Genomic DNA, 20,656 nt, shown 5'->3' with positions numbered 1-20,656 from the left:
AGTACAGTGACGCCAGCCGAATGCTGGCACAGGGAATCGAGGACGATCGTGCAGACGCTTTCAGGCAGTGCCGATACAGACCAGACCGAAATCGGCCGAACCTTCGCCGGCGTCGGAGTGAGCCCCGGACGCATCATCGGCTCCATTCTGTTGATGCCCAAAGCCGTACGCGAACCCGCTGTGGGCGAGCGCCTGGCCGAGGGAACGTCGTCGGAGGAGGCATCCGCCGCCCTGCGTAACGCTGCGAAAGCCGTGCAGACCAACCTCACCGATCGCTCGGTCGGCGCCTCCGGCGCTGGCCGAGCGGTACTTGAGGCCACCGCCCTCATGGCGAACGACCCGATGCTGGTCAAAGCCGCCGTCAAGCTCATCACCAACGGTGCCTCGGCGGAACGCGCCATCTGGGACGCAGCGGCATCGGTGGCCGAGATGCTGCACAACCTCGGCGGCTACATGGCCGAGCGAGCGTCCGACGTTCTTGACGTGCGCGGGCGCATCGTTGCCGAGCTGCGCCATGTTCCAGCCCCCGGAATTCCGTACTCGGATACCCCGTTTGTCCTGGTCGGGGACGACCTCGCGCCGGCCGACACCGCCACTCTCGACCCATCGAAGGTGCTCGCGCTCGTCACCTCTGGCGGAGGCCCGCAGTCGCACACGGCCATCATCGCCCGGGCCCTCGGGCTGCCGGCGGTGGTCGCGGCAGTGGGGGTTGACGGCCTTGCCGATGGCACCCGCGTCTTCGTCGACGGCGCGGCCGGTACTGTTCTGGTGGACCCCGGCGCGAACGAGTTCGCCCTCGCGAAGGCATGGGAGACAACGACGGCCGCCCTCGCCGTTTTCGACGGCACCGGGCGGCTGAAGGATGGTCACCCGGTTCCGCTGCTCTCCAACGTCGGCGGCGCGAAGGATGCGGTCAAGGCCGCGGCGGCCGGCGCCCAGGGTGTTGGCCTGCTGCGCACCGAGTTTTGTTTTCTGGAACGCGACACTGAACCGTCTGTGGCGGAACAGGTGGAGGCATACCGGGGAGTGTTTGATGCCTTCCCCGACAAGAAGGTGGTCGTGCGCACACTCGACGCCGGCGCCGACAAGCCGCTGCCTTTTCTGACGGATGCCTCCGAGCCGAACCCGGCCCTCGGCGTGCGCGGATACCGCACCGATTTCACCTCCCCCGGCGTGCTCGAACGCCAGCTGGCGGCCATCGCGCAAGCCGCCGACGGCACCGGGGCCCAGGTCTGGGTGATGGCCCCGATGATCTCCACCGCCGAGGAGGCCGAGCACTTTGCCGGCCTCTGCCGGGCCGCCGGACTGCCAACACCCGGCGTCATGGTCGAGGTCCCCGCGGCCGCATTGACCGCTGCGAGCATTCTCGAACACGTTGAGTTCGTCAGCCTCGGCACCAACGACCTCACCCAGTACGCAATGGCGGCCGACCGCCAGCTCGGCCCGCTCGCGGCCCTCAACACACCGTGGCAGCCCGCCGTGCTGCAGCTGATTCGGCTGACCGTGGCCGGGTCTCGCGACGAGGGCCACGACAAGCCGGTCGGTGTCTGCGGCGAGGCTGCGGCCGACCCCGCCCTGGCGGTCGTGCTGGTCGGACTCGGCATCTCGACCCTGTCGATGACCGCGCGGGCTCTCTCCGCCGTCGCTGCGGTACTCGCGAGCGTGACGCTCCCGGAGGCGCAGCAACTGGCCGCACTCGCCCTGACGGCGCACACGGCCGCGGATGCCCGTCGCCTGGTTCGCGAAAAACTGCCCATACTTGATCAGCTGGGTCTCTGACCCAGTGGGTCCGGTCCATCAAACCCCGTTCCGCCGAACGAGGTTCTCACCCCAACTTTTCACAGGCCGAATTTTTCCGAGCCCCAACTTTTCACGCGCCGACCCTGGAGGATCCCATGTCTGAACGAACCGCCGTCATCGCGAGCCGCGTCGGCCTGCACGCCCGCCCGGCCGGTATTTTTGTCGCCGCCGTGGGCGAGCTACCCCTTGAGGTCACGATCGCCATGGCCGGCGAACCGGCCGACGACGCCATGGACGCCTCGAGCATCCTCTCGATCATGAGCCTGGGCGCTTCCAACGGCGACACCGTCGTGCTTCGGGCCGAAGGGGAGGGTGCCGACGAGGCACTCGACTCCCTGGTCAAAATTCTCGAGACCGATCTCGACGCCGAATAGTTTCTGCCCCCATTTGGCTCCCTCCCTTGGACACGCGCAACTAGGTACCTAAACTAGGTGAATCTCATGGCACGAATTCGTGCCCACGAGGCCGGTGCACCTGCCGGAACCCGCACCATCCTGTTTGCGAGCGAAAAGGAACCTATCGTGACTGAACGACAGACATACCTGGGCAATGTCGAGAGCTCGCCTGACGTCGAGGAACACAGCATCAAAGACTGGACCGATCTCGGCCAGGAGATGTGGTCTTATCTCACGGGCAAGGGCGCAGCCATCAATTACAGCTTCATCGAGATGATGGTCGAGGTTCCCCGCGACATCGGCCCCGACGCCCCACGCGCCGTGTGGAAGCTCAACGGCACCCTGCGGGTCACGACAAGTGACGAGAAATCCCTCGGCTCTGACCCTTTTCGGAGCTGACCATGAGCTCCTCGGCGAGCTCACCGGCGGCGGGTTCGAAGACGGTGGGTTCGAAGACGGCGCGATCTGTCGTGAATCTGCACATAGATCTCGCCTTTTCCCTGGTTGAGCCGTCGGGTGCGCTCGGTGCTTCACGCGCCGACCCGAACTCCGAGGCAACCGGCGCGGAATTCGGTGATTCCTTCGGGGCGGCGGATGCCATGCAGGGCACGGTGACCTCCGACGGCACGGAGATCACCATCTTCACGAGCAACCCCGAAATGTTCGTGCAGGGTCGTGGCCTCAACCTCGAACCACTGCGCACGCTGGCCGCTGAGCTGGCGTCACGCGGCCTGACCGTATCCCTCACCGGCCCGGTCGGGCTGATCGCCCGTCTCGGCGACGTGCAGGCATCCGTCGCCCAACGCCTGGTGACGCGGTCGCCGCACATCGTTCTCGGGTCGCGAAACGCGCTGGGACCGCTCGTCCAGGCGCGCATTCGGGGGCAGGCACGCATGCCGGTGGCCATTCCGCTCCCGCCATCAACCGTGTTCCCGATCGCGCCGACCTTCGACCGGCGCAGCCGTCGTGGAGTGACGACGACGCATTACAGGCGGGGAAGCGGGCGTCCCCGCCTCATCTTCGTCGTGGGGTCGGAGAACTGGAACGGGCAGATGCCCCGGGAATTCGACCTGCTGCCGGGCACCACGACGATCGGTTCCTCCGCCAATGCCGACCTGCAATTGCCCGGTTTGAAACCCGTGCACGCCGAGATTCGCCACGACAACAACGACGAGTACCGGTTGTTTGCCGTCGGTGACGTCGCCGGCAGCTCCCGGCCGAACGAGGACGGTCGCAGCATCAAAAACGGGCAGATTCTGCGCACCGGCTCGCGGCTCGAAATGGGTCCGTGGCGCATGGGCTACTTTCGGGAGGAGTTCGCCGACCATGGCCGCCCGTTCGGTGGGCGGGTGGGTGGCGAGCTGGCGTACCAGAAACCGCAGCCGCCGAGGCCGCGCGCCTAACCAGGAGAGGGGGTGCCGCATTGCGGTGCAGCACCCTCACGACGTAAAGAGGCCGGTCCAGACCGCCCGTGAGCCTGACTCTCCGATGAGCACCACCGTCACCACCGATCCGATTGCGCTCACGAGCACCACCAGGTTGAGCACAATGGTGACCGCGAGACGCCCGGTGCGGTTCGGCAGAGCGGATGCGAAACGGGCACGCGCGGCGGCGATGTAGCGATACCAGACCCATTGCAGTGCGGCCACGAGAAACAGCGCTATCACCCACGGCAGGAGGGTTTGGCCAAGAGAGGTGTGCGCACCGAGCAGCGGGGTGACGTTGACGAGGCGTGATTGCAGCCACTCGCCCGCCTGCACTGCCAGGGGAACCAGCACCAGCGCGGCGAGGGCCACGAGCGGCGTTACGATGCCCAGCCGCCGTCGAACCGCTGGCCAGAACGCGGTGAGCACAACGCACAGTGCGGCCAGCGGCACCACGATCACGACTGCGTGCACGATGAGGACGTGCAGGGGCAGACCGTTCAATTGCCAATCAAAGTTCATGGTGCGTCTCCAGTTCTGGGGCTGTGCAGTTCAGGGGCTGTGCAGTTCTGGGGCTGTGCAGTTCAGGGGCTGTGCAGTTCTGGGGCTGTGCAGTTCTGGGGCTGTGCAGTTCTGGGGCTGTGCAGTTCAGTGGCTGTGCAGTTCACGGACAACGACTGACCGGAGGGAACGCTGACTTCAGGCCAGTCGGGTAGCCGGGTCAGACTCGGCGGCCGTGTGCGTCGTGGCCTCGTTCGCGCAGGGTGACACCAACGACAACGAGGACCGCGACGATCGCAGCGACAGCGGTGGGCACGGACAGGGCATCTCCGGTCAGCCGGGCGACCGCCACCCACCCGAGGCCCCGGGCGAGCGCCGCTGTCGGCGCCCATCGTCCTCGGCCGAACACGGCCAGACCCACTCCGACGAGACCGGCAAGCTTGATCACGAGCACGCCCGACCAGTCCAAGGTAGATCGGGGTCCAGATGATAAAAGCCGGTCCACCCGGCGCTCTGAGGATCGCGTCGGCGGCGAGCGCTCCACCCGACGCATTTTGAATGGGTGTACCGCCCGCGTCACCAGACCCGACAAACGACCCCACCACAGCGAAGGTCGCGCTGCCAATGACCACGACCTGGCGCAGTCGATCTGATCGGCCAGTCGAATAGTTACTCATCAGTGGCTCCTACCTATTAGCCCGATCATTTCACGATTCGGCGCGACTGACCGGCAGCATTTTTCGCAGGGTCCGGGCACTACCACGCCGGTGTTGAGGTGTGGCCAGCCGGTGCACGCCCGGCCCGAAGGAGGAGCCGGCACGGTCGAAATCGACGCCCCCCTCCGGCCGCGTCACCAAACGAACGAGCATCCCGCGCGCATCTGGCCGATTGGCACCGACGACGTCGACTGGAACCATGCGCCGTCGGGCCAGGGCGAGATCACCGGCGAGGCGTTCACCTGAACGACCACATCACGGCCGGCACGATGACCCGGTATCGGGCGACGCCGCACGTAACTCCCCGGCTGGCGGGGTGCCGACCGGCGCCCCGCCAGCACACGTGCGAGGGTAGTCGGGTGACCTATACCGCCCCGAACGTCTTCACCACTCGTCCGACCCTGCAGGGAACCTTCGGCATGACCGCCTCGACGCACTGGCTTGCGAGCGCCTGCGCCCAGGCCGTGCTGGAGCGCGGCGGCAACGCCTTCGATGCCGCCGTGGCCGGCGCCTTCGTGTTGCACATCGTCGAACCGCACCTGAACGGCCCCGGCGGCGACATGACCGGTGTGTTCGTGACGACGAGCGAACCGGATGCTCCGCGCGTGCTCATGGGGCAGGGTCCTGCCCCCCAGGCGGCCACGATCGACCACTACCGGGCTGAGGGCCTCGACCTTGTTCCCGGGTCGGGCCAGCTCGCCGCGGCCATACCCGGCGCCGTCGACGCCTGGCTCCTGCTGCTGCGAGACTACGGCACCTGGGAACTGCCGGACGTGCTCGCCTTCGCCCTCGGGTACGCGCGCGACGGGCATCCGATTCTCGGACGGGTCGTTGCGACGATCGGCTCGGTCGCGGCGCTGTTCGCCGACCACTGGCCGACCTCGTCCGCGCAGTGGATGCCGCACGGTCACCTCCCCGAAGCCGGTGACATCGTGACCAACGAGGCTTGGGCGAAGAGCCTCGACCGCCTACTCGCGGCGAGCGCAGACTCCGCCGCCGCCACCCGCGAGGGGCGCATCGACGCGGCTCGGCGGGAATGGCGGGAGGGGTTCGTAGCCCGTGCCATCGTCAATTTCGGCCGCACGGCGCACCGGCATTCCTCCGGTACCGACCACGCCGGCGTCATGACCCTGGCCGATCTGGCCGGTTTCGAAGCGAGCATCGAAGATGCCACAACCGTGGTGTTTCGTGGCCACACCATCGCCAAGACCGGCGCCTGGGGCCAGGGACCGGCGCTGTTGCAAACCCTGATGATTCTGGAGGGGTTCAGCGATGAACAACTCGACCCGTCGACCGCGCTCGGCGTGCACACCATTCTCGAGGCTCAGAAGCTTGCCATCGCCGACCGTGAGGCGTACTACGGCGACGCCGTCGTGCCGCTGGACTGCCTGCTTTCGGCCGACTATGCGGCCACCCGTCGGGCGCTCATCACCGATGTGGCCTCGTACGAGTTTCGCCCGGGCATCGTGCCCGGCCACGCCCCGTATTACCCGGTACTGCGCACCGAGTACACGACAGAGACGCTTTCGGAGCAGGGCGCGGGGGCATCCGCTGCGGTCGGCGAACCGACGGTCGCCCAACCGGCCCCCGACGAGGCGGAGCCCGAAACGCTGTCGACCGGCGAGCTGCGCGGCGACACCTGCCACATCGACGTCGTCGACCGCTGGGGCAATATGGTGTCGGCGACGCCGTCGGGCGGCTGGTTGCAGTCATCGCCGACCATTCCCGAGCTGGGGTTCTGCCTCGGCTCCCGCCTGCAGATGACCTGGCTCGAGCCCGGTGCGCCCTCAGCCCTGACCGGCGGCAAGCGCCCGCGCACCACCCTCACCCCGACCCTGGTATTGAGAGATGGCCAGGCGGTGACGGCGCTCGGCTCCCCCGGCGGCGACCAGCAGGACCAGTGGCAGCTGCTCTACCTGCTACGTACCATCGTCGGCGGTTACACCCCGCAGCAGGCGATCGATGCGCCAGCCTTTCACAGCACCTCGTTTCCGGGGTCGTTCTGGCCACGCACCTGGGAGCCCGGCGGCGCCGTCGTCGAAGACCGACTCGGCGAGGCCGTCATCGAGCAACTGGAGCGGCGCGGCCACCACGTCACCCGGGCCGGCGATTGGGCGCTCGGCCGCATCTCGGCGGTCACCCGCAACCCGCTCAGCGGGCTCCTGCAGGCGGCGGCCAATCCACGCGGAGCTCAGGGATACGCCGCCGGTCGCTAACCCTGCACGAATAGCACCGTTTCGAGTAATTCTCTGCCCCCATGACGGGGGAGGACATCGACCTGTCTATCCCCACTACATTGGAGCTATCGAACCGATTACCCGAGTCGGCGATGGAACGGACAATCGTGAAAATGTTGCAGACAGAGTGCCCAGAATGCCAGCAGATGGTGTGGATCACGTCGGATACCCGCTTCGCGACCTATCACTCATTAGCGAACTCCACCGACGATTGCCCCGGTTCCCGAATGACCGTTCCGGTACCCCCCAAACAGACCGCCGCAAGCCGTCGGCGTGCGCAGGCCGAAATGCTCACGTGGGCGCACTCCACGACCGCGGTGGGCGCTGCCAAACACCGGGCTGCCTGAGCTATTGACACCATCGATAAACACTGGAGGCGGTGTCGACCCGATTCTCGGGTCGACACCGCCTTTCGTTGTCTAACCGCCCGTCTGGTCAACTGCCCGCGTTCAGCTGCCCGCGTTCAGCGTCCGTGTTCAGCGTCCGTGTTCAGCGTCCGCGTCATCCAGCGCGCACGAGAAGGTCAGCCAGCACCCGGGCGAGGGCACGCGCACCGGCCTCGGCATCGTTGTCGTCGACATATTCCTCGGGAGAGTGTGACACCCCGGTGGGGTTTCGCACGAACAGCATTGCCGTCGGCACGAACCGGGCGAGGATTCCGGCGTCGTGCCCGGCACCGGTGTGCTGCACCGGAGCATCCGGAAGTAGCAGGCTCAGGCGATCCCGCAGCGCCCCGTCGAAGTCGACGGTGCGACTGACCGACTCTTCGGTGAGCTCGACCGTGCAGCCCTCGGCAGCGGAGATCCGGCGGGCGTGCGCCAGAATCGTAGTCACAACGGATGCCGTCACCTCGTCATCGGGGTGGCGCGCGTCGAGCCATAGGTCGACCCGCGAGGCGATCACGTTCGTGCCGCCCGGCACGGGTTCGAGCCGGCCGACGGTCGCCCGAGCACCGGGATGGGCGCGGGCCGTGTCGCGGATGTCCATGACGATCCCCGCCGCCGCGATCATCGGGTCGCGCCGGTCCGTCATGAGGGTCGTGCCGGCATGGTTGCCCTGGCCGGTGACGCTGAGGCGCCAACGTCCGTGGCCGAGAATCGACGAGCCGATACCGACCGGCTGCTTTCGGTCGATGAGGTCGCGGCCCTGCTCGACGTGCAGTTCGATGAAGGTGCCGATCTGGGCGAGCATCTGGGGGTCGGGGCCGAGGCGAGATGGGTCGATGCCGCTACGCGCGGCCACCTCGGCGAACGTGTCGCCGTTCCGGTCGCGAAGGGTGCGGGCGCGATCCACGTCGATCGCGCCGGTGAGTAGCCGGGTTCCGAGGCAGGCGACGCCGAACCGCGACCCTTCCTCCTCGGGAAACACCGCGATGACGAGCGGGCGTTCGGGGCGGACGCCGTCGGCCCGCAGAATGTCCACGGCGACGAGCGCCGAGGCCACCCCGAGTGGGCCGTCAAATGCTCCGCCGCCGGGCACCGAGTCGAGGTGGCTGCCGGTGACGACGGCGTTGCCGGTGCGGCCGTCGGGCGTGTGCCACCAGGCCCAGATGACCCCGTTGCGGTCGGTCGTAACGTCGAGCCCGCGTTTGGCCGCGTGGGCGAGAAACCAGGCGCGGAGATCGAATTCGGCGGTCGAGAAGACCGGCCGCCAGTAGCCGCCGTGCTGCTGGTCGGTGCCGATCCGGCTGATTTCGGACAGCAGACCGGCCACCGTGTCGGCGGGCCCGGAGCGGGGTGGGAGCAGGGTGATGTTGTCAACGCGGTCGATGATGAAATCCTCCATGGGGCGACGTCGTGAACAGGCAGGTGGACTCAGCGTACGGCGTGGGGCCGCGCCCCGTCAGCTGCTGGGCACCCCGTCAGATGCCGGGCGCCCCGGGCCAGGTTCAGAATAGTGACGACCCGACAGGCCGGTGGTTGCAACGGATACATAACAAACCGACCGACCGGGAGATACTTCGCTCGCCGCGGGGTAGACTCTTATTTCCATTTCTGTCAGCCTCTTCTCAGGCCATGCCCCGTACGGTTGTTTACGGAGTTCCCCCACTCCAACGATTGGCCCCGGCATATTTCTCACCTCCCCCCAGGCGAGAAGTGCCGGGGCTTTTTCGGTCCCGCCGACGCCCCGCCGTGAGTTCCTGGTGCGCCCGGCTCCCGTCCGGCTCGAACCTGGCTCTAACACACGACGTAACGTTCGGCGCCGGATCGCGCGGCGGGCTTAGCGTGGGGGAATGAGCTCTCGCACCGATCCGCCCCCCACCTCAAGCCCGGCACCGCGGCCGAATAAGCACGATCCGGCCACGCTGGGCTTTCAAACCCAGTCGGTGCACGCCGGCAACGCGATCGATGCCGGATCCGGGGCACTGCGCACGCCGATCGTGATGGCGAACTCCTATGCACTGCCGGAGGATCCGTCGATGATGAGCTGGTCGGGCGCGACACCCGGCCTGTACACCCGCAACACCGGCACCAATCAGCAGGGTTTACAGCAGAAGCTCGCCGTGCTCGAGGGCGGCGAAGACGCTGTGGCACTGGCCAGCGGCGTCGCCGCCCTGCACGCCGTGTTTTTCACGATGCTCAAGACCGGCGACCACGTCGTGGTTGCCAACGTGACCTACGAAGCCTCCTACCGGCTGTTCACCGAACTGCTGCCCGACAAATACGGCATTGAGGCGACCTTCGTCGACGCGACGGACCTCGATGCGGTGCGCGGAGCCATCCGCGGGGCGACGCGTCTGATTCACATTGAGACGGTTGGCAACCCCACGACCGCGGTGACGGATGTCGCGGCCATCGCCGCGATCGCGCACGAGGCCGGTGCCCTGCTGTCGATCGACAACACCTTTACTCCACCGCCGCTGTTTCGACCGATCGAACACGGAGCCGACCTCGTCGTGCACTCGCTGACCAAATACATCAACGGGCACGGCGACGCGATGGGCGGCGCTGTGATCGGCAGTGCAGCGCTGATTCGCCGGATCAAGCTCGACGCGATGGTCGATGTGGGCGGCGTGATCAGCCCGTTCAATGCCTGGCTGATCATGCGCGGTTCGGTGACTCTGCCGCTGCGCATTCGACAGCACTGCAGTTCAGCGCTCGCCATCGCACGTTTTCTCGAGGCCGATCCCCGGGTCGCGTACGTCGCCTACCCGGGCCTGGCATCGCATCCGCAGCACGCCGTGGCAGTTCGGCAGCTTCGCCACGGTTTCGGCGGGATGCTCGCGTTCGCCGTCGATGGCGACACGTCGACCCAGAACCGGTTCGTCGCGAACCTGCGCGTGATCACCTCGGCCGTGTCGCTCGGGCACGACGAGTCGCTCATCGTGCACGTTGACAATTCCGGGCCTCGTGTTGCGGCCTACCCGGCACCGTTTCGCACGTTCGGACACCTGCGGTTATCGGTCGGCCTCGAAGACACCGCTGACCTGGTGGCGGATCTCGCGTCAGCTCTCGACGCGACATTCGACGCGGCTGTTCCATAGCCAGACGCGGCGGCGTTTTTCGCTGGCCCGAGCTGGTGGCGGGGCCATTCTTGGCCCCACACGAGATCGGGCACCCGTTCGCCGACGCGAAAACCCCAGCGAACCCCGCGGAGACGGGCGAGAGTTGAACGTCGGACGCTAAGCGACGAGGGCGGTGGCGGCGACCCGGCGCTCGGAGCGGATGCGGGCCTCGTGCTGCGTGGCCAGGCCGAACAGGAGCAGGGCAAGCTGATCGGCCGGAGAATCGGGCGCTTCCGGGTGCCACTGCACACCGGTGATCGGCGCGCTCTCGTGTTCGAGGGCTTCGATCAGTCCGTCGGATGCGTGGGCGGCGGCCACGAGTCCGGCTCCGAGACGGTCGACGATCTGGTGGTGGGCGCTCTGCACCGAGATGTCGACCCGGCCCAGACTCACGGCGAGGGTACTGCCAGCGGACAGGGACACCTCGTGGGTGGAAAGGATCTGGTCGATCGGCACGTCGATGTTCTTGTGGATTCCGTCATCGATGTGCTGCACAAGGTTTCCACCGAGCGCGACGTTAATGATCTGCAGGCCGCGGCAGATGCCCAGCAGCGGGGTGCCGAGCGCGAGGGCGCGCTGCACGAGGGCGATCTGGCCCTCGTCGGCGGTGGCGAAGTGCTGCGTTTCGCCCTCGTAGCCCGAAGTGCCGCCGTAGAAGTGCGGTGTGACGTCTTCGCCGCCGACGATGACGAGAGCGTCGGCATCCGCTGTGATGCACAGCAGGTCGGCGGGCGTGACGTCGGCCGCGGCAACCCGGTTGACGGCCCAACCGGCCCTTTCGGCGTCGGCAGCCACGCGGGAATTGAGCACCTGCACCTGGGCGTGATAGGTGGGGCGGTCGGGACGAGCCCCGGTGACCTCGACGATGACGAGCATCCGGTTCGTGAATTCTTCGTTCATGCCGGGCTCCCGTCGATGTCGATTCTGCTGTGCTGTACTGAGCGATGCTGTGCTGTGCTGTGCTGTGCTGTATTCAGTGTGCGCGGCGTGGGCCTGGCACGCGAGCGGCCCCGTAACACGGGGCAACATCCTCCCCGGCGCGGACTTTCTAATGTTCCCAGACTCATGTCTGCCGGTCACCCTAAACTCTGAACATGCACGCACTTTCCTGGCGGAATTTCTCAACCAGGACCACACCTATGGAAGGGACACCCGAATGACCAAGCAGTCCATCTTCGGCCGTATTTCCCAGCTCGCCAAGGCGAACATCAACGCCATCCTCGACTCGGCCGAAGACCCCGAACGTATGCTCGACCAGATGGTGCGGGACTTCTCGAGCAGCATCTCCGACGCCGAGAGCGCGATCGCCGAGACCATCGGCAACCTGCGTCTGCTCGAGGACGACTATCGCGAAGACCAGGAAGCCGCCGTGGAGTGGGGGGACAAGGCCCTTGCCGCGAGCCGTAAGGCCGACGAGCTGCGGATGGTCGGCAATGTTGTCGACGCCAACAAGTTCGACAACCTCGCCAAGGTCGCGCTCGGTCGTCAGCTCACCTCCGAGAAGGAGGCGAAGACCGCCGAACCGCAGATTCAGGCGCAGACCGCCGTCGTCAACCAGCTCAAGACCGGCCTGAACGCCATGAAAGAGAAGTTGGTGCAGCTCACCAACAAGCGCTCGGAGCTCGTGGCGCGCTCCAAGACCGCCAAGGCGCAGGTGCAGGTGATGGACGCCGTCAAGAGCATCGACATGATGGACCCCACGAGTGAGGTCAACCGGTTCGAAGACAAGATCCGTCGAGAAGAAGCCCGCGTGCGCGGCGCGCAGGAGCTCACCGCGTCGAGCCTGGACGCCCAGTTCGAAAGCCTCGACGACCTCGGCGAGCTGACCGAAGTGGATGCCCGCCTCGCGGCACTGAAGGCCGGCTCGACCGCCGCGCTGGAGCGCTAATCCGGGTAGGTGACCGGCAGCATCCGCTTCGACGGGTCTCAGCGAGAAATTCGCTGCTGGCGAAGCGGATGCTTTCCGCCCCGGTCGCTGCGCCATACTGAGGTATGGCTCCCACCTTCGTTGTAGTGCCGCAGTGGCAGGGTTCTATTTCTCCACGCGCCATGCGCCTAGTCGACGGGGCGGCGGCCATTCAGGGCGACCTGCCCTTCTCGGCGACGCGTCTGGTCGACGTGCCGGTCGAGGCCGGTGATGCGCTCGATACCGGCGTGAACCGGTTCTCCGCGATCCAGCAGGTGCGCGAACGCCACACCAAGGTCTTGAAGGACACGACCGACTGGGCGCTCTCCATCGGCGGTGACTGCGGCATCGCGCTGGCCGCCGTCGAACACGCGGCGCGCAGACATCCGGGCGACCTGGCCGTCGTCTGGTTCGACGCCCATCCCGACCTGCACACGCCCGAATCCTCACCGTCGGGCGGGTTCAGCGGCATGGTGTTGCGCGCGATCAGCGGCGACGGGCCGGCCGAACTCGAGCTGGCCGCCGCGAGCACCGTTCCACTGGACAACGTCGTGCTCGCCGGCATTCGCGACGTCGACGACGCCGAGGACGTGCTGCTGCACGAGCGCAGTCTCGTGAGTGTGTCGTGTTCGGAGTTGTCCGACCCGAGCGCGCTCGTAGCGGCGGTCACGAGAACCGGCGCCCGGCACGTCTTTGTGCACATCGACCTCGACGTGCTCGATCCGTCGGCCCTCGAGGGCCTCAGCGACCTCATTCCGTTCGGGCTGAGCGTGGCGGATCTCGGCGGCGCGATCACCGCGCTGCGCGCCGAGTTCACCCTCGCCGGAGCGACCATCACCGGGTTCGCGCCGGCCTCGCCCGAGGCCGCGACCGACGATCTGCCGAGCATCCTGCGCATCATCGGGGCGCTCACGCGTTAGCTCGGTGCTCGGGTTTCACCTGGTGGGCCGGCTCAGCGACCGTGCTCTCCCCCAACCACACCTCCCCCGAGCTCTCAGACACCACAGTGCTCCAACGTCACAGTGCTCCAACGTCACAGTGCTCCCACCTCACAGTGCTCCCCCATGCGACATCCACTTGCCACACGCCACGTCACACCAGCACGCCACGTCACACCAGCCGATGGAGGCCCCATGACCGACCAGCCCCGCATTCTCACCGAACGCCGCGGCCATATTCTGCTGATCGGGTTCAACCGGCCCGAGAAACGCAATGCCGCGGATTTCTCCCTGCTGCAGCAACTCGCACTCGCCTACGGTGAACTCGACCGCGACCCCGAGCTGCGCGCGGGCCTGGTCTACGCTGTCGGCGACCATTTCACGGCTGGACTCGACCTCGCCGACATCGGCCCCCGACTCGGCCCGAACGGGCTCGAAATGGTGCCGGAGGGCGGCATCAATCCGTGGCAAGTGGATGGTCAATCGCTCACCAAACCGGTTGTCATCGCCGTACAGGGCACCTGCCTCACCCTCGGTATCGAGCTCATGCTCGCGAGCGACATTGTCGTGGCCGCCGAGTCGACCCGGTTCGGCCAGATCGAGGTCGCCCGGGGTATTCTGCCGTTCGGAGGCGCGACGATCCGGTTTCCCCGCGCGGCCGGCTGGGGCAACGCGATGCGCTGGCTGCTCACCGGCGACCTGTTCGACGCCGCCGAGGCGCACCGAATGGGCCTTGTGCAGGAGATTGTGCCCGACGGCACCCAGTTCGACCGGGCCCTCGAACTCGCCGAGAAGATCGCGGCCCAGGCTCCGCTCGCCATCCAGGCCACCCTCGCCAACGCCCGACTCGCGCAGCGCGACGGGGCGGCATCCGCTGAAGTAGCGCTGCAGCCGGCCCTGGCCCGCCTGGTGCAGACCGAGGACAGCCGAATCGGCCTCCAGGCCTTCCTGACTCGCACACCCGCCGTCTTCCTCGGACGCTGAACCCACTTCGCACCCTCTCTTGTGCACCGGGCCCGGAAAGCGGGCACGTGATAGATCCTGGGCCCGGTTTCATCAGGTGGGCCCAGGTCTGGAACCTCGGGGTAGGCTTCTCGAAACCGGCCGCCACCCCAGTCAGGAGATTCAATGTCGAGTCAGAGCTACGACGTCATCGTGATCGGAGGCGGCGCTGTCGGAGAAAATGTTGCCGACCGCACCGCTCAGGGCGGCCTGCGTACGGTCGTCGTCGAGAGCGACCTCGTCGGCGGTGAATGCTCGTACTGGGCCTGCATGCCGTCGAAAGCTTTGCTGCGCAGCGGCGCCGCCCTCGCGGCGGCACGGCGGGTACCGGGCGCCGCCGAGGCCGTCACCGGCTCCGTCGACGTGCGCGCCGCCCTCAAACAACGCGACTCCATCGCCAGCCAGTGGAAGGATGACGGCCAGGCGAAATGGCTCGAGTCGGCCGGCATCGACCTCGTGCGCGGCCATGCCCGCCTCACCGCTCTGCGCGAAGTCACCGTGACCGGCGACGATGGCACCGTGACCGTGCTCACGGCAAAGCACGCCGTGGTCGTCAGTACCGGGTCAGCGGCGCTGCTGCCCGACATTCCCGGCCTGAAAGACATCAACCCCTGGACCAGCCGTGACGCGACGAGTGCCCAGCAGATTCCGCCCCGCCTGGCCGTGATCGGTGGCGGGGTCGTCGCCGCCGAGATGGCCGCCGCCTACGCCTCGCTCGGGTCGGCGGTCACCGTGATAGCCCGCAGTCCCCTGCTCGGCGGGCAGGAGCCGTTCGCCGGCGAACTCGTCACCGCCGCCCTGCAGGAGAACGGTGTGACCGTGCTGGTCGGGCCGTCCACGACCGCGGCCCACCGGGAGACCGACGGTGCCGTCACGCTCAGCCTCGACGACGGAACGGCGGTCACAGCCGAGAGGGTACTCGTGGCCATCGGTCGTACGCCGCGCACACACGACCTCGGCCTCGACACGGTCGGCCTCGAGGCAGGCGATTGGCTCACCGTTGACGACACTCTGCTCGTTCAGGGTGACTCCCCCGCCTTGGTCGGCGATTGGCTCTATGCGACCGGCGATGTCAACCACCGGGCGCTCTTGACCCACCAGGGCAAATACCAGGCCCGCGCGGCCGGCGACGCGATCGTGGCCCGGGCGGTCGGCAGCCGGGTCGACGATGCACCGTGGGGCGCGCACGTCGCGACGGCCGACCACGCCGCCGTTCCGCAGGTTACCTTCACCGATCCCGAGGTCGCCTCGGTGGGGCTGACCGCCGCGTCGGCCGTGAAGGCGGGGTATCGCATCCGCATTCTGGATTACGACCTCGCCAACCTGGGCGGCGCCTCGGTGCTCGCCGTCGGTTATGTCGGTAAAGCGCGAGCGGTCCTCGACCTCGACCGGGAGGTTCTGCTCGGCGTCACCTTCGTCGGCCAAGACGTGGCCGAGCTGCTGCACTCGGCCACGGTCGCCATCGTCGGCGAGGTGCCCATCAGCCGGTTGTGGCACGCCGTGCCGAGCTACCCCACCCTGAGCGAGGTGTGGCTGCGCCTCCTCGAAGCCTATGGCCGTCCCGGGTTCACCGATGAGGAGTTACGGTAGGGGATGCGTCGCATCCTCTTTGATTCGCCCGTCAGCCGGGCCGGTTACCTGTACGCGACCGCGTTCGGGCTGGTCTGGGGTTCGATCTGGAGCACCGGGCGCGTCGAAAAACGGGCGGGCCTGTTCGTGTTTCGCGGCATGCCGCCGTGGACGTTCGGGCGCGGCGGATCGTGCGTGGGCGGCTGCTACCTCACCAACCAGAACGTCACGGCAGACGTGCTCGAGCACGAAGCCGTACACAAAAGCCAGTGGCAGCGGTTCGGCATGGTTTTTCCGCTGCTGTACGCGGTCGCCGGGCGCAACCCGCGGAAGAATCGCTTCGAGATCGAGGCCGGCCTGAAAAAGGGCGGCTACTTACGGTAGGTCAGCTCGGGTACACAAAACCGCCCGGCCTGTTGCAGGCCGGGCGGTTTGTGTCATGGCAGGAAGTGCTACTGCGCGGCGACGTACTCGGCGTCGAGCGCTGCAGCCTCGGCGAAGACGGCGAGGTTCGCGCGCAGCTTGGCGCCGAGGTCGGCGTCAACGCTGGTCCAGTACCCAATGGCACGCTCGGTGACCTCGGGGCGTGTCACTGCGCTGATGGCACCCGTGATGGTGTCGAGGAACCGTGCCTTGGCGGCGTCGTCGTAGACCTCGCGATAGAGCGTTCCGGCTTGGCCAAAGTCACTGTCTTCGCTGCGCAGGGTAGCGGCGGCACGCAGCAGTGTTCCGTCGCCTTCCCACGCGCCCTCGCCGGCGGCGGCCGGGTCGGCAACGGGGCCGCCGAGGGAGTTGGGCGCGTAGTTGGGTTCGCTCGGTGCGTTGTAGTGGTGCCGCTGGGCGCCATCGGCCGAGTAGCCGTTGACCGGGCTCTTCGGCGCATTGACCGGCAACTGGGCGTAGTTGGTACCCACGCGGTAGCGCTGGGCGTCGGGGTAGGAAAAGATGCGGGCCAAGAGCATCTTGTCGGGGCTCGCCGCGATGCCGGGCACGAGGTTGGCCGGAGAGAACGCCGCCTGCTCGATCTCGGCGAAGAAGTTGTCGGGGTTGCGGTTGAGGGTGTGCGTGCCGACCGGGATGAGCGGGAAGTCGGCGTGTGGCCAGACCTTGGTCACGTCGAAGGGGTTGAACCGGTAGGTGGTGCCCTGCTCGTACGGCATGACCTGCACGGAGACGTTCCACGACGGGAAGTTGCCGGCAGAGATGGCGTCGGAGAGGTCGCGACGGTAGTAGTCGGCATCCGCACCGGCGATGAGCTCGGCCTCGGATCCCTCCATCTCGACGTTGCCCTGGTTGGATTCGAAGTGATACTTGACCCAGAAGCGCTCGCCGGCCGCATTGATCCACTGGTAGGTGTGCGAGCCGAACCCGGGCATTTCGCGCCACGAACGCGGCAGGCCGCGGTCGCCCATGAGATAGGTGACCTGGTGCGCCGACTCCGGGGAGAGGGTCCAGAAGTCCCACTGCATGGTCGCGTCGCGCAGGCCCGTGCCCGGCAGACGCTTCTGCGAGTGGATGAAGTCGGGAAACTTGATGCCGTCACGAATGAAGAACACCGGGGTGTTGTTGCCGACGATGTCGTAGTTGCCCTCGGTCGTGTAGAACTTCACCGAGAAACCACGAACGTCTCGCCACGTGTCGGGGCTGCCCTGCTCGCCGGCAACACTGGAGAAGCGCTGCAGGGTTTTGGTCGTTGCACCCGGCTGAAACACGGCCGCGCGGGTGTACTTCGAGACGTCGCCGGTCACGACAAACTCGCCGTGCGCTCCGCCGCCCTTGGCGTGCACAATACGCTCCGGAATGCGCTCGCGGTTGAACTGGGCGAGCTTCTCGACCAGGTAGCGGTCGTGCAGCGCGGTGACACCGTCGGCGCCGACGGTGAGGGAGTGCTCGTCACTGGCGACGGGCGTTCCCGTCTGGCTGGTCGTGGTCTTGATGGTCATAGTGCTCCTTGAGTGTGGATCAGCAACGCGAGGTTGACGGGGAAGTTAGGGGTGGGCAGTCTCGGCTTGGCAGCTGGCGCAGAGGCCCCAGTAGATGACCTCGGCGGCGCGCACGTCGAAGCCGAGCGCATCCGCTGGGGTGAGGCAGGGAGCATGACCGACGACGCAGTCCACGTCGTGCACCACGTTGCAGCGCGTGCAGACGAGGTGGTGGTGGTTGTCGCCGACCCGGCGCTCGAACAGTGCGGGCGAGCCAGCTGGTTCGATCTTGCGCACGAGCCCGGCCGTGCTGAACGAGGAGAGCACCCCGTAGACCGCCTGCAGCGAGGTGCCGGGCAGATCTGAGCGCACCGCGCCGAACAGGGCATCGGCGCTGGAATGCGGCATGCCGGTGAGGGCCCGTAACACGGCCAGGCGCGGCGCGGTGACTTTGAGACCGGCCGAGCGGATGCTGTCCGCGATTAGGCTGGCGTCGGCCGCGGCCAGGCGAAGCGCCGCGCCGTCGTGGCTTGCCCTGGTGGTTGTCATGTTCCCACCCTAGTACTTGTTTTGATTTACTCAAAACAACACACGCTTCCTGTCTGAATGAGCTCGTTAGGATTGCGATCATCGAGATTCTGGAGGAACTGTGCTCGCCATCACGCGCTTCATCACCGGCAAACGCACCGCGTGGGCGGTACTGCTCGGCACCGTCGTGGCGGTCGGCCTGCTGTTCGCGCTGCTCCCTTCCAACCAGGCCGAAGACTTTCCGGCCGCAGGCCTGCCGACCACAAGCCAGGCCGCCCAGGTCACCGCTCTGCTGGCCGAGTTTCCCTCCGCCGACCAGACCGCCGCGGTCGTGGTCTGGAGCAGGGACGGCGCCGATCTGACGACGGCCGACCGCAGTGCGATCACCGCGGCCGCCGAAAACCTCGGGGCGGCGTCGATCGCCCCGCGCGCCTCGACGCCGCAGTTCAGCGATGACGGCCAGGCTGCGCTGAGCGTGCTGCCGTTGGATGCCGCGGCGGCGACGGCCGATATTGCGAAGACGGCCACCGACATCCGCCGGACCGCGGCGACCGGGCTGCCCACGGGACTGACCGCCGCTGTCACCGGGCCGGTCGGTTTTCAGGCCGACATCACCAACGCCTTCGCCGGAGCCGACTTTCGCTTGCTGCTCGTGACCGTGATCGTGGTCGCGGTTCTCCTCATCGTGACCTATCGCAGCCCGGTGCTGTGGATCGTGCCGCTCGTCGTGGTCGGGCTCGCCGACGGCCTCGCCGGCAAGGTCGCCGGAGCGCTGGCCGAGCCGCTCGGTTTCGCCCTCGATGCCTCGATCTCGGGAATTCTATCGGTGCTCGTGTTCGGCGCCGGCACCAACTATGCCCTGCTGCTCGTGGCCCGATACCGCGAGGAACTGCTGCACACCGAGAATCGCAACGAGGCCATGCGCACCGCCGTGACGAGCGCCGGCCCAGCCATCGCGGCGAGCGGGGGCACGGTGGCGCTGAGCCTCGCTACCCTGGTCTTTGCTCAGCTCGCCGGCAACCGGGCGCTCGGCATCGCGTGCGCCATCGGCGTGCTCATCGCCATTCTGTTCGCCCTGCTCGTACTGCCGGCCGCGCTCGTGGTCTGCGGGCGCGGCCTGTTCTGGCCGTTCATTCCGCGGGTGCAGGCCCAGGCTGCGCCGGTGCACACCGGTTTCTGGACCCGGCTCGGTCGGGGAGTGTCCAGGCATCCGGTGATCATCACGGTCGTGTCTGTTCTCGCGATCGGTTCCCTCGCGTTCGGGCTGAACGGCGCCGCCGTCGGGCTGTCCCAGGCCGACCAGCTGCTCGGCAACCCGGAGTCGGTCGTGGCACAGAACATCGTGGACGCGTCTTTTTCGGCGGGGCTGACCAGTCAGACGGTCGTGCTCGCGCCGGATGCGGCATCCGCTGACGCCGTGGCGGTCGCCGTGAAGACCGTGGGGGTGTCCGTTGCGGTGGCCGGCGAAAATGCCGGCGGGCTGACTCGCATCGACGTCACCCTCGACAGCGAACCGGGCAGCGACGCCACCTTCGCGACCATCACCCACCTGCGCACCGATTTAGCGAATGCCGCTGGCCCGGTTGCGCAGTCGCTGGTCGGTGGCAGCGATGCCACGGCCCTCGACACGAAGACGAGCGCTGAACGCGATCAGGACCTGATTGTGCCGCTGATTCTGGGCATCGTCTTTCTCATTCTGGCGCTGCTGCTGCGGTCGCTCCTGGCGCCGGTGCTGCTCATTGTCACTGTGCTCGGTACCTTCTTCGCCAGCCTCGGCGCTTCGAACCTGATCTTTCAGAACCTGCTCGGTTTTGCCGCGTTCGACACCAATGTCGTGCTGTTTGCCTTTCTATTCCTGGTGGCTCTCGGCGTGGACTACAACATATTTCTGACCACGCGAGCCCGCGAAGAGGCCCGGCGCTACGGTACCCGCGAGGGCATGGTGCGCGCGCTCTCGTCGACCGGCGCGGTAATCACGAGCGCCGGCATTCTGATCGCGGCCGTGTTCGCCGTGCTCGGAGTGCTGCCGGTCGTCGCCCTCACCCAGATCGGTGTGATCGTCTGCATCGGGGTACTGCTCGACACCCTCGTCGTGCGCACCGTGCTCGTGCCGGCCCTGGTCTTTCTGGTCGACGACCGGTTCTGGTGGCCGTCGCGGCCGGTCTCGACGCACCGCTAGTCGGGAGCCGGTCGAGTTAGCACCGTCCGGGTTT

Annotated in this window: 19 protein-coding genes; 13 read left to right on the top strand and 6 right to left on the bottom strand. The window is 67.2% G+C overall.

What is annotated here, in order from left to right:
• Positions 1-48 precede the first annotated feature (48 nt).
• The 4 genes from ptsP to IWX77_RS03505 all read left to right on the top strand — a co-directional run bounded on the left by ptsP (position 49) and on the right by IWX77_RS03505 (position 3,598).
• Positions 49-1,779: a phosphoenolpyruvate--protein phosphotransferase gene (gene ptsP, locus IWX77_RS03520; RefSeq protein ID WP_297414256.1), complete on the top strand. Its 1,731-nt coding sequence runs from the start codon at positions 49-51 to the stop codon at positions 1,777-1,779.
• A 116-nt stretch (positions 1,780-1,895) separates the two neighbouring features.
• A complete protein-coding gene (locus tag IWX77_RS03515) occupies positions 1,896-2,174 on the top strand; it encodes an HPr family phosphocarrier protein (RefSeq protein WP_196843142.1) in 279 nt (92 codons plus the stop codon).
• A gap of 168 nt (positions 2,175-2,342) precedes the next feature.
• The gene (locus tag IWX77_RS03510) at positions 2,343-2,594 is read left to right on the top strand and encodes a hypothetical protein (protein ID WP_196843311.1); all 252 of its coding nucleotides are present in this window, start codon (positions 2,343-2,345) and stop codon (positions 2,592-2,594) included.
• A gap of 2 nt (positions 2,595-2,596) precedes the next feature.
• Complete coding sequence (locus IWX77_RS03505; RefSeq protein ID WP_297414254.1) at positions 2,597-3,598, top strand: FHA domain-containing protein; 1,002 nt, start codon at positions 2,597-2,599, stop codon at positions 3,596-3,598.
• 36 nt (positions 3,599-3,634) lie between these two features.
• Here IWX77_RS03505 and IWX77_RS03500 read toward each other — a convergent pair whose 3' ends face one another.
• Entirely contained in the window at positions 3,635-4,141 is a 507-nt protein-coding gene (locus IWX77_RS03500; RefSeq protein ID WP_196843141.1) for a hypothetical protein, read from the bottom strand.
• A 199-nt stretch (positions 4,142-4,340) separates the two neighbouring features.
• Entirely contained in the window at positions 4,341-4,574 is a 234-nt protein-coding gene (locus IWX77_RS16940) for a hypothetical protein (RefSeq protein ID WP_334353633.1), read from the bottom strand.
• A gap of 334 nt (positions 4,575-4,908) precedes the next feature.
• Here IWX77_RS16940 and IWX77_RS03490 point away from each other — a divergent pair, with 334 nt between their 5' ends.
• On the top strand, positions 4,909-5,082 hold the full coding sequence (locus IWX77_RS03490) for a hypothetical protein (protein ID WP_334353632.1): 174 nt from the start codon (positions 4,909-4,911) through the stop codon (positions 5,080-5,082).
• 113 nt (positions 5,083-5,195) lie between these two features.
• Complete coding sequence (locus tag IWX77_RS03485) at positions 5,196-7,052, top strand: gamma-glutamyltransferase family protein (RefSeq protein ID WP_196843139.1); 1,857 nt, start codon at positions 5,196-5,198, stop codon at positions 7,050-7,052.
• 522 nt (positions 7,053-7,574) lie between these two features.
• On the opposite strand, the gene IWX77_RS03480 is transcribed toward IWX77_RS03485, so the two are convergent.
• On the bottom strand, positions 7,575-8,858 hold the full coding sequence (locus IWX77_RS03480) for an allantoate amidohydrolase (protein ID WP_196843138.1): 1,284 nt from the start codon (positions 8,856-8,858) through the stop codon (positions 7,575-7,577).
• A 448-nt stretch (positions 8,859-9,306) separates the two neighbouring features.
• On the opposite strand from IWX77_RS03480, the gene IWX77_RS03475 reads away from it, so the two are divergent.
• Positions 9,307-10,557 carry a trans-sulfuration enzyme family protein gene (locus IWX77_RS03475; RefSeq protein ID WP_196843137.1) on the top strand — a complete coding sequence of 417 codons (1,251 nt, stop codon included), beginning with the start codon at positions 9,307-9,309 and terminating at the stop codon, positions 10,555-10,557.
• Between the two features lie 138 nt (positions 10,558-10,695).
• On the opposite strand, the gene IWX77_RS03470 is transcribed toward IWX77_RS03475, so the two are convergent.
• Positions 10,696-11,478 (bottom strand): gamma-glutamyl-gamma-aminobutyrate hydrolase family protein, encoded by a 783-nt coding sequence (locus IWX77_RS03470; protein ID WP_196843136.1) that lies wholly within the window; start codon positions 11,476-11,478, stop codon positions 10,696-10,698.
• Between the two features lie 256 nt (positions 11,479-11,734).
• Between IWX77_RS03470 and IWX77_RS03465 the strand changes: the two genes are divergently transcribed.
• From IWX77_RS03465 to IWX77_RS03445, 5 genes are all read left to right on the top strand, one after another.
• Positions 11,735-12,466 (top strand): PspA/IM30 family protein, encoded by a 732-nt coding sequence (locus tag IWX77_RS03465; RefSeq protein ID WP_196843135.1) that lies wholly within the window; start codon positions 11,735-11,737, stop codon positions 12,464-12,466.
• Between the two features lie 161 nt (positions 12,467-12,627).
• Positions 12,628-13,404, top strand: coding sequence for an arginase family protein (locus tag IWX77_RS03460; protein WP_327012059.1), 777 nt, complete (start codon positions 12,628-12,630; stop codon positions 13,402-13,404).
• 213 nt (positions 13,405-13,617) lie between these two features.
• Positions 13,618-14,406 carry a crotonase/enoyl-CoA hydratase family protein gene (locus tag IWX77_RS03455; protein ID WP_196843133.1) on the top strand — a complete coding sequence of 263 codons (789 nt, stop codon included), beginning with the start codon at positions 13,618-13,620 and terminating at the stop codon, positions 14,404-14,406.
• Positions 14,407-14,550: 144 nt separating this feature from the next.
• The gene (locus IWX77_RS03450) at positions 14,551-16,014 is read left to right on the top strand and encodes a dihydrolipoyl dehydrogenase family protein (RefSeq protein ID WP_196843132.1); all 1,464 of its coding nucleotides are present in this window, start codon (positions 14,551-14,553) and stop codon (positions 16,012-16,014) included.
• Between the two features lie 3 nt (positions 16,015-16,017).
• Positions 16,018-16,377 carry a Fe-S oxidoreductase gene (locus tag IWX77_RS03445; RefSeq protein ID WP_196843131.1) on the top strand — a complete coding sequence of 120 codons (360 nt, stop codon included), beginning with the start codon at positions 16,018-16,020 and terminating at the stop codon, positions 16,375-16,377.
• 68 nt (positions 16,378-16,445) lie between these two features.
• Here IWX77_RS03445 and IWX77_RS03440 read toward each other — a convergent pair whose 3' ends face one another.
• Both IWX77_RS03440 and IWX77_RS03435 read right to left on the bottom strand, forming a co-directional pair.
• Complete coding sequence (locus IWX77_RS03440; protein WP_196843130.1) at positions 16,446-17,936, bottom strand: catalase; 1,491 nt, start codon at positions 17,934-17,936, stop codon at positions 16,446-16,448.
• 45 nt (positions 17,937-17,981) lie between these two features.
• The gene (locus IWX77_RS03435) at positions 17,982-18,464 is read right to left on the bottom strand and encodes a Fur family transcriptional regulator (protein ID WP_196843129.1); all 483 of its coding nucleotides are present in this window, start codon (positions 18,462-18,464) and stop codon (positions 17,982-17,984) included.
• Between the two features lie 100 nt (positions 18,465-18,564).
• Here IWX77_RS03435 and IWX77_RS03430 point away from each other — a divergent pair, with 100 nt between their 5' ends.
• On the top strand, positions 18,565-20,622 hold the full coding sequence (locus IWX77_RS03430) for an MMPL family transporter (protein ID WP_196843128.1): 2,058 nt from the start codon (positions 18,565-18,567) through the stop codon (positions 20,620-20,622).
• Positions 20,623-20,656: the final 34 nt, after the last annotated feature.

It is taken from the genome of Cryobacterium sp. CAN_C2 (assembly GCF_015751745.1).
Classification (GTDB): domain Bacteria; phylum Actinomycetota; class Actinomycetes; order Actinomycetales; family Microbacteriaceae; genus Cryobacterium.
Note: the sequence above shows the minus strand (reverse complement) of the source record. Positions and strands in the feature narration are given on the sequence as shown.

What these genes read in the sequence shown, in the direction of transcription:
- IWX77_RS03460 (WP_327012059.1), top strand. Translation starts at nt 12,628, where the DNA reads ATGCGCCTAGTCGACGGGGCGGCGGCCATTCAGGGCGACCTGCCCTTC.
- IWX77_RS03435 (WP_196843129.1), bottom strand. Translation starts at nt 18,464, where the DNA reads ATGACAACCACCAGGGCAAGCCACGACGGCGCGGCGCTTCGCCTGGCC.
- IWX77_RS03470 (WP_196843136.1), bottom strand. Translation starts at nt 11,478, where the DNA reads ATGAACGAAGAATTCACGAACCGGATGCTCGTCATCGTCGAGGTCACC.
- IWX77_RS03450 (WP_196843132.1), top strand. Translation starts at nt 14,551, where the DNA reads ATGTCGAGTCAGAGCTACGACGTCATCGTGATCGGAGGCGGCGCTGTC.
- IWX77_RS03440 (WP_196843130.1), bottom strand. Translation starts at nt 17,936, where the DNA reads ATGACCATCAAGACCACGACCAGCCAGACGGGAACGCCCGTCGCCAGT.
- IWX77_RS03455 (WP_196843133.1), top strand. Translation starts at nt 13,618, where the DNA reads ATGACCGACCAGCCCCGCATTCTCACCGAACGCCGCGGCCATATTCTG.
- IWX77_RS03515 (WP_196843142.1), top strand. Translation starts at nt 1,896, where the DNA reads ATGTCTGAACGAACCGCCGTCATCGCGAGCCGCGTCGGCCTGCACGCC.
- IWX77_RS03445 (WP_196843131.1), top strand. Translation starts at nt 16,018, where the DNA reads ATGCGTCGCATCCTCTTTGATTCGCCCGTCAGCCGGGCCGGTTACCTG.
- IWX77_RS03475 (WP_196843137.1), top strand. Translation starts at nt 9,307, where the DNA reads ATGAGCTCTCGCACCGATCCGCCCCCCACCTCAAGCCCGGCACCGCGG.
- IWX77_RS03505 (WP_297414254.1), top strand. Translation starts at nt 2,597, where the DNA reads ATGAGCTCCTCGGCGAGCTCACCGGCGGCGGGTTCGAAGACGGTGGGT.
- IWX77_RS03465 (WP_196843135.1), top strand. Translation starts at nt 11,735, where the DNA reads ATGACCAAGCAGTCCATCTTCGGCCGTATTTCCCAGCTCGCCAAGGCG.
- IWX77_RS03500 (WP_196843141.1), bottom strand. Translation starts at nt 4,141, where the DNA reads ATGAACTTTGATTGGCAATTGAACGGTCTGCCCCTGCACGTCCTCATC.
- IWX77_RS03480 (WP_196843138.1), bottom strand. Translation starts at nt 8,858, where the DNA reads ATGGAGGATTTCATCATCGACCGCGTTGACAACATCACCCTGCTCCCA.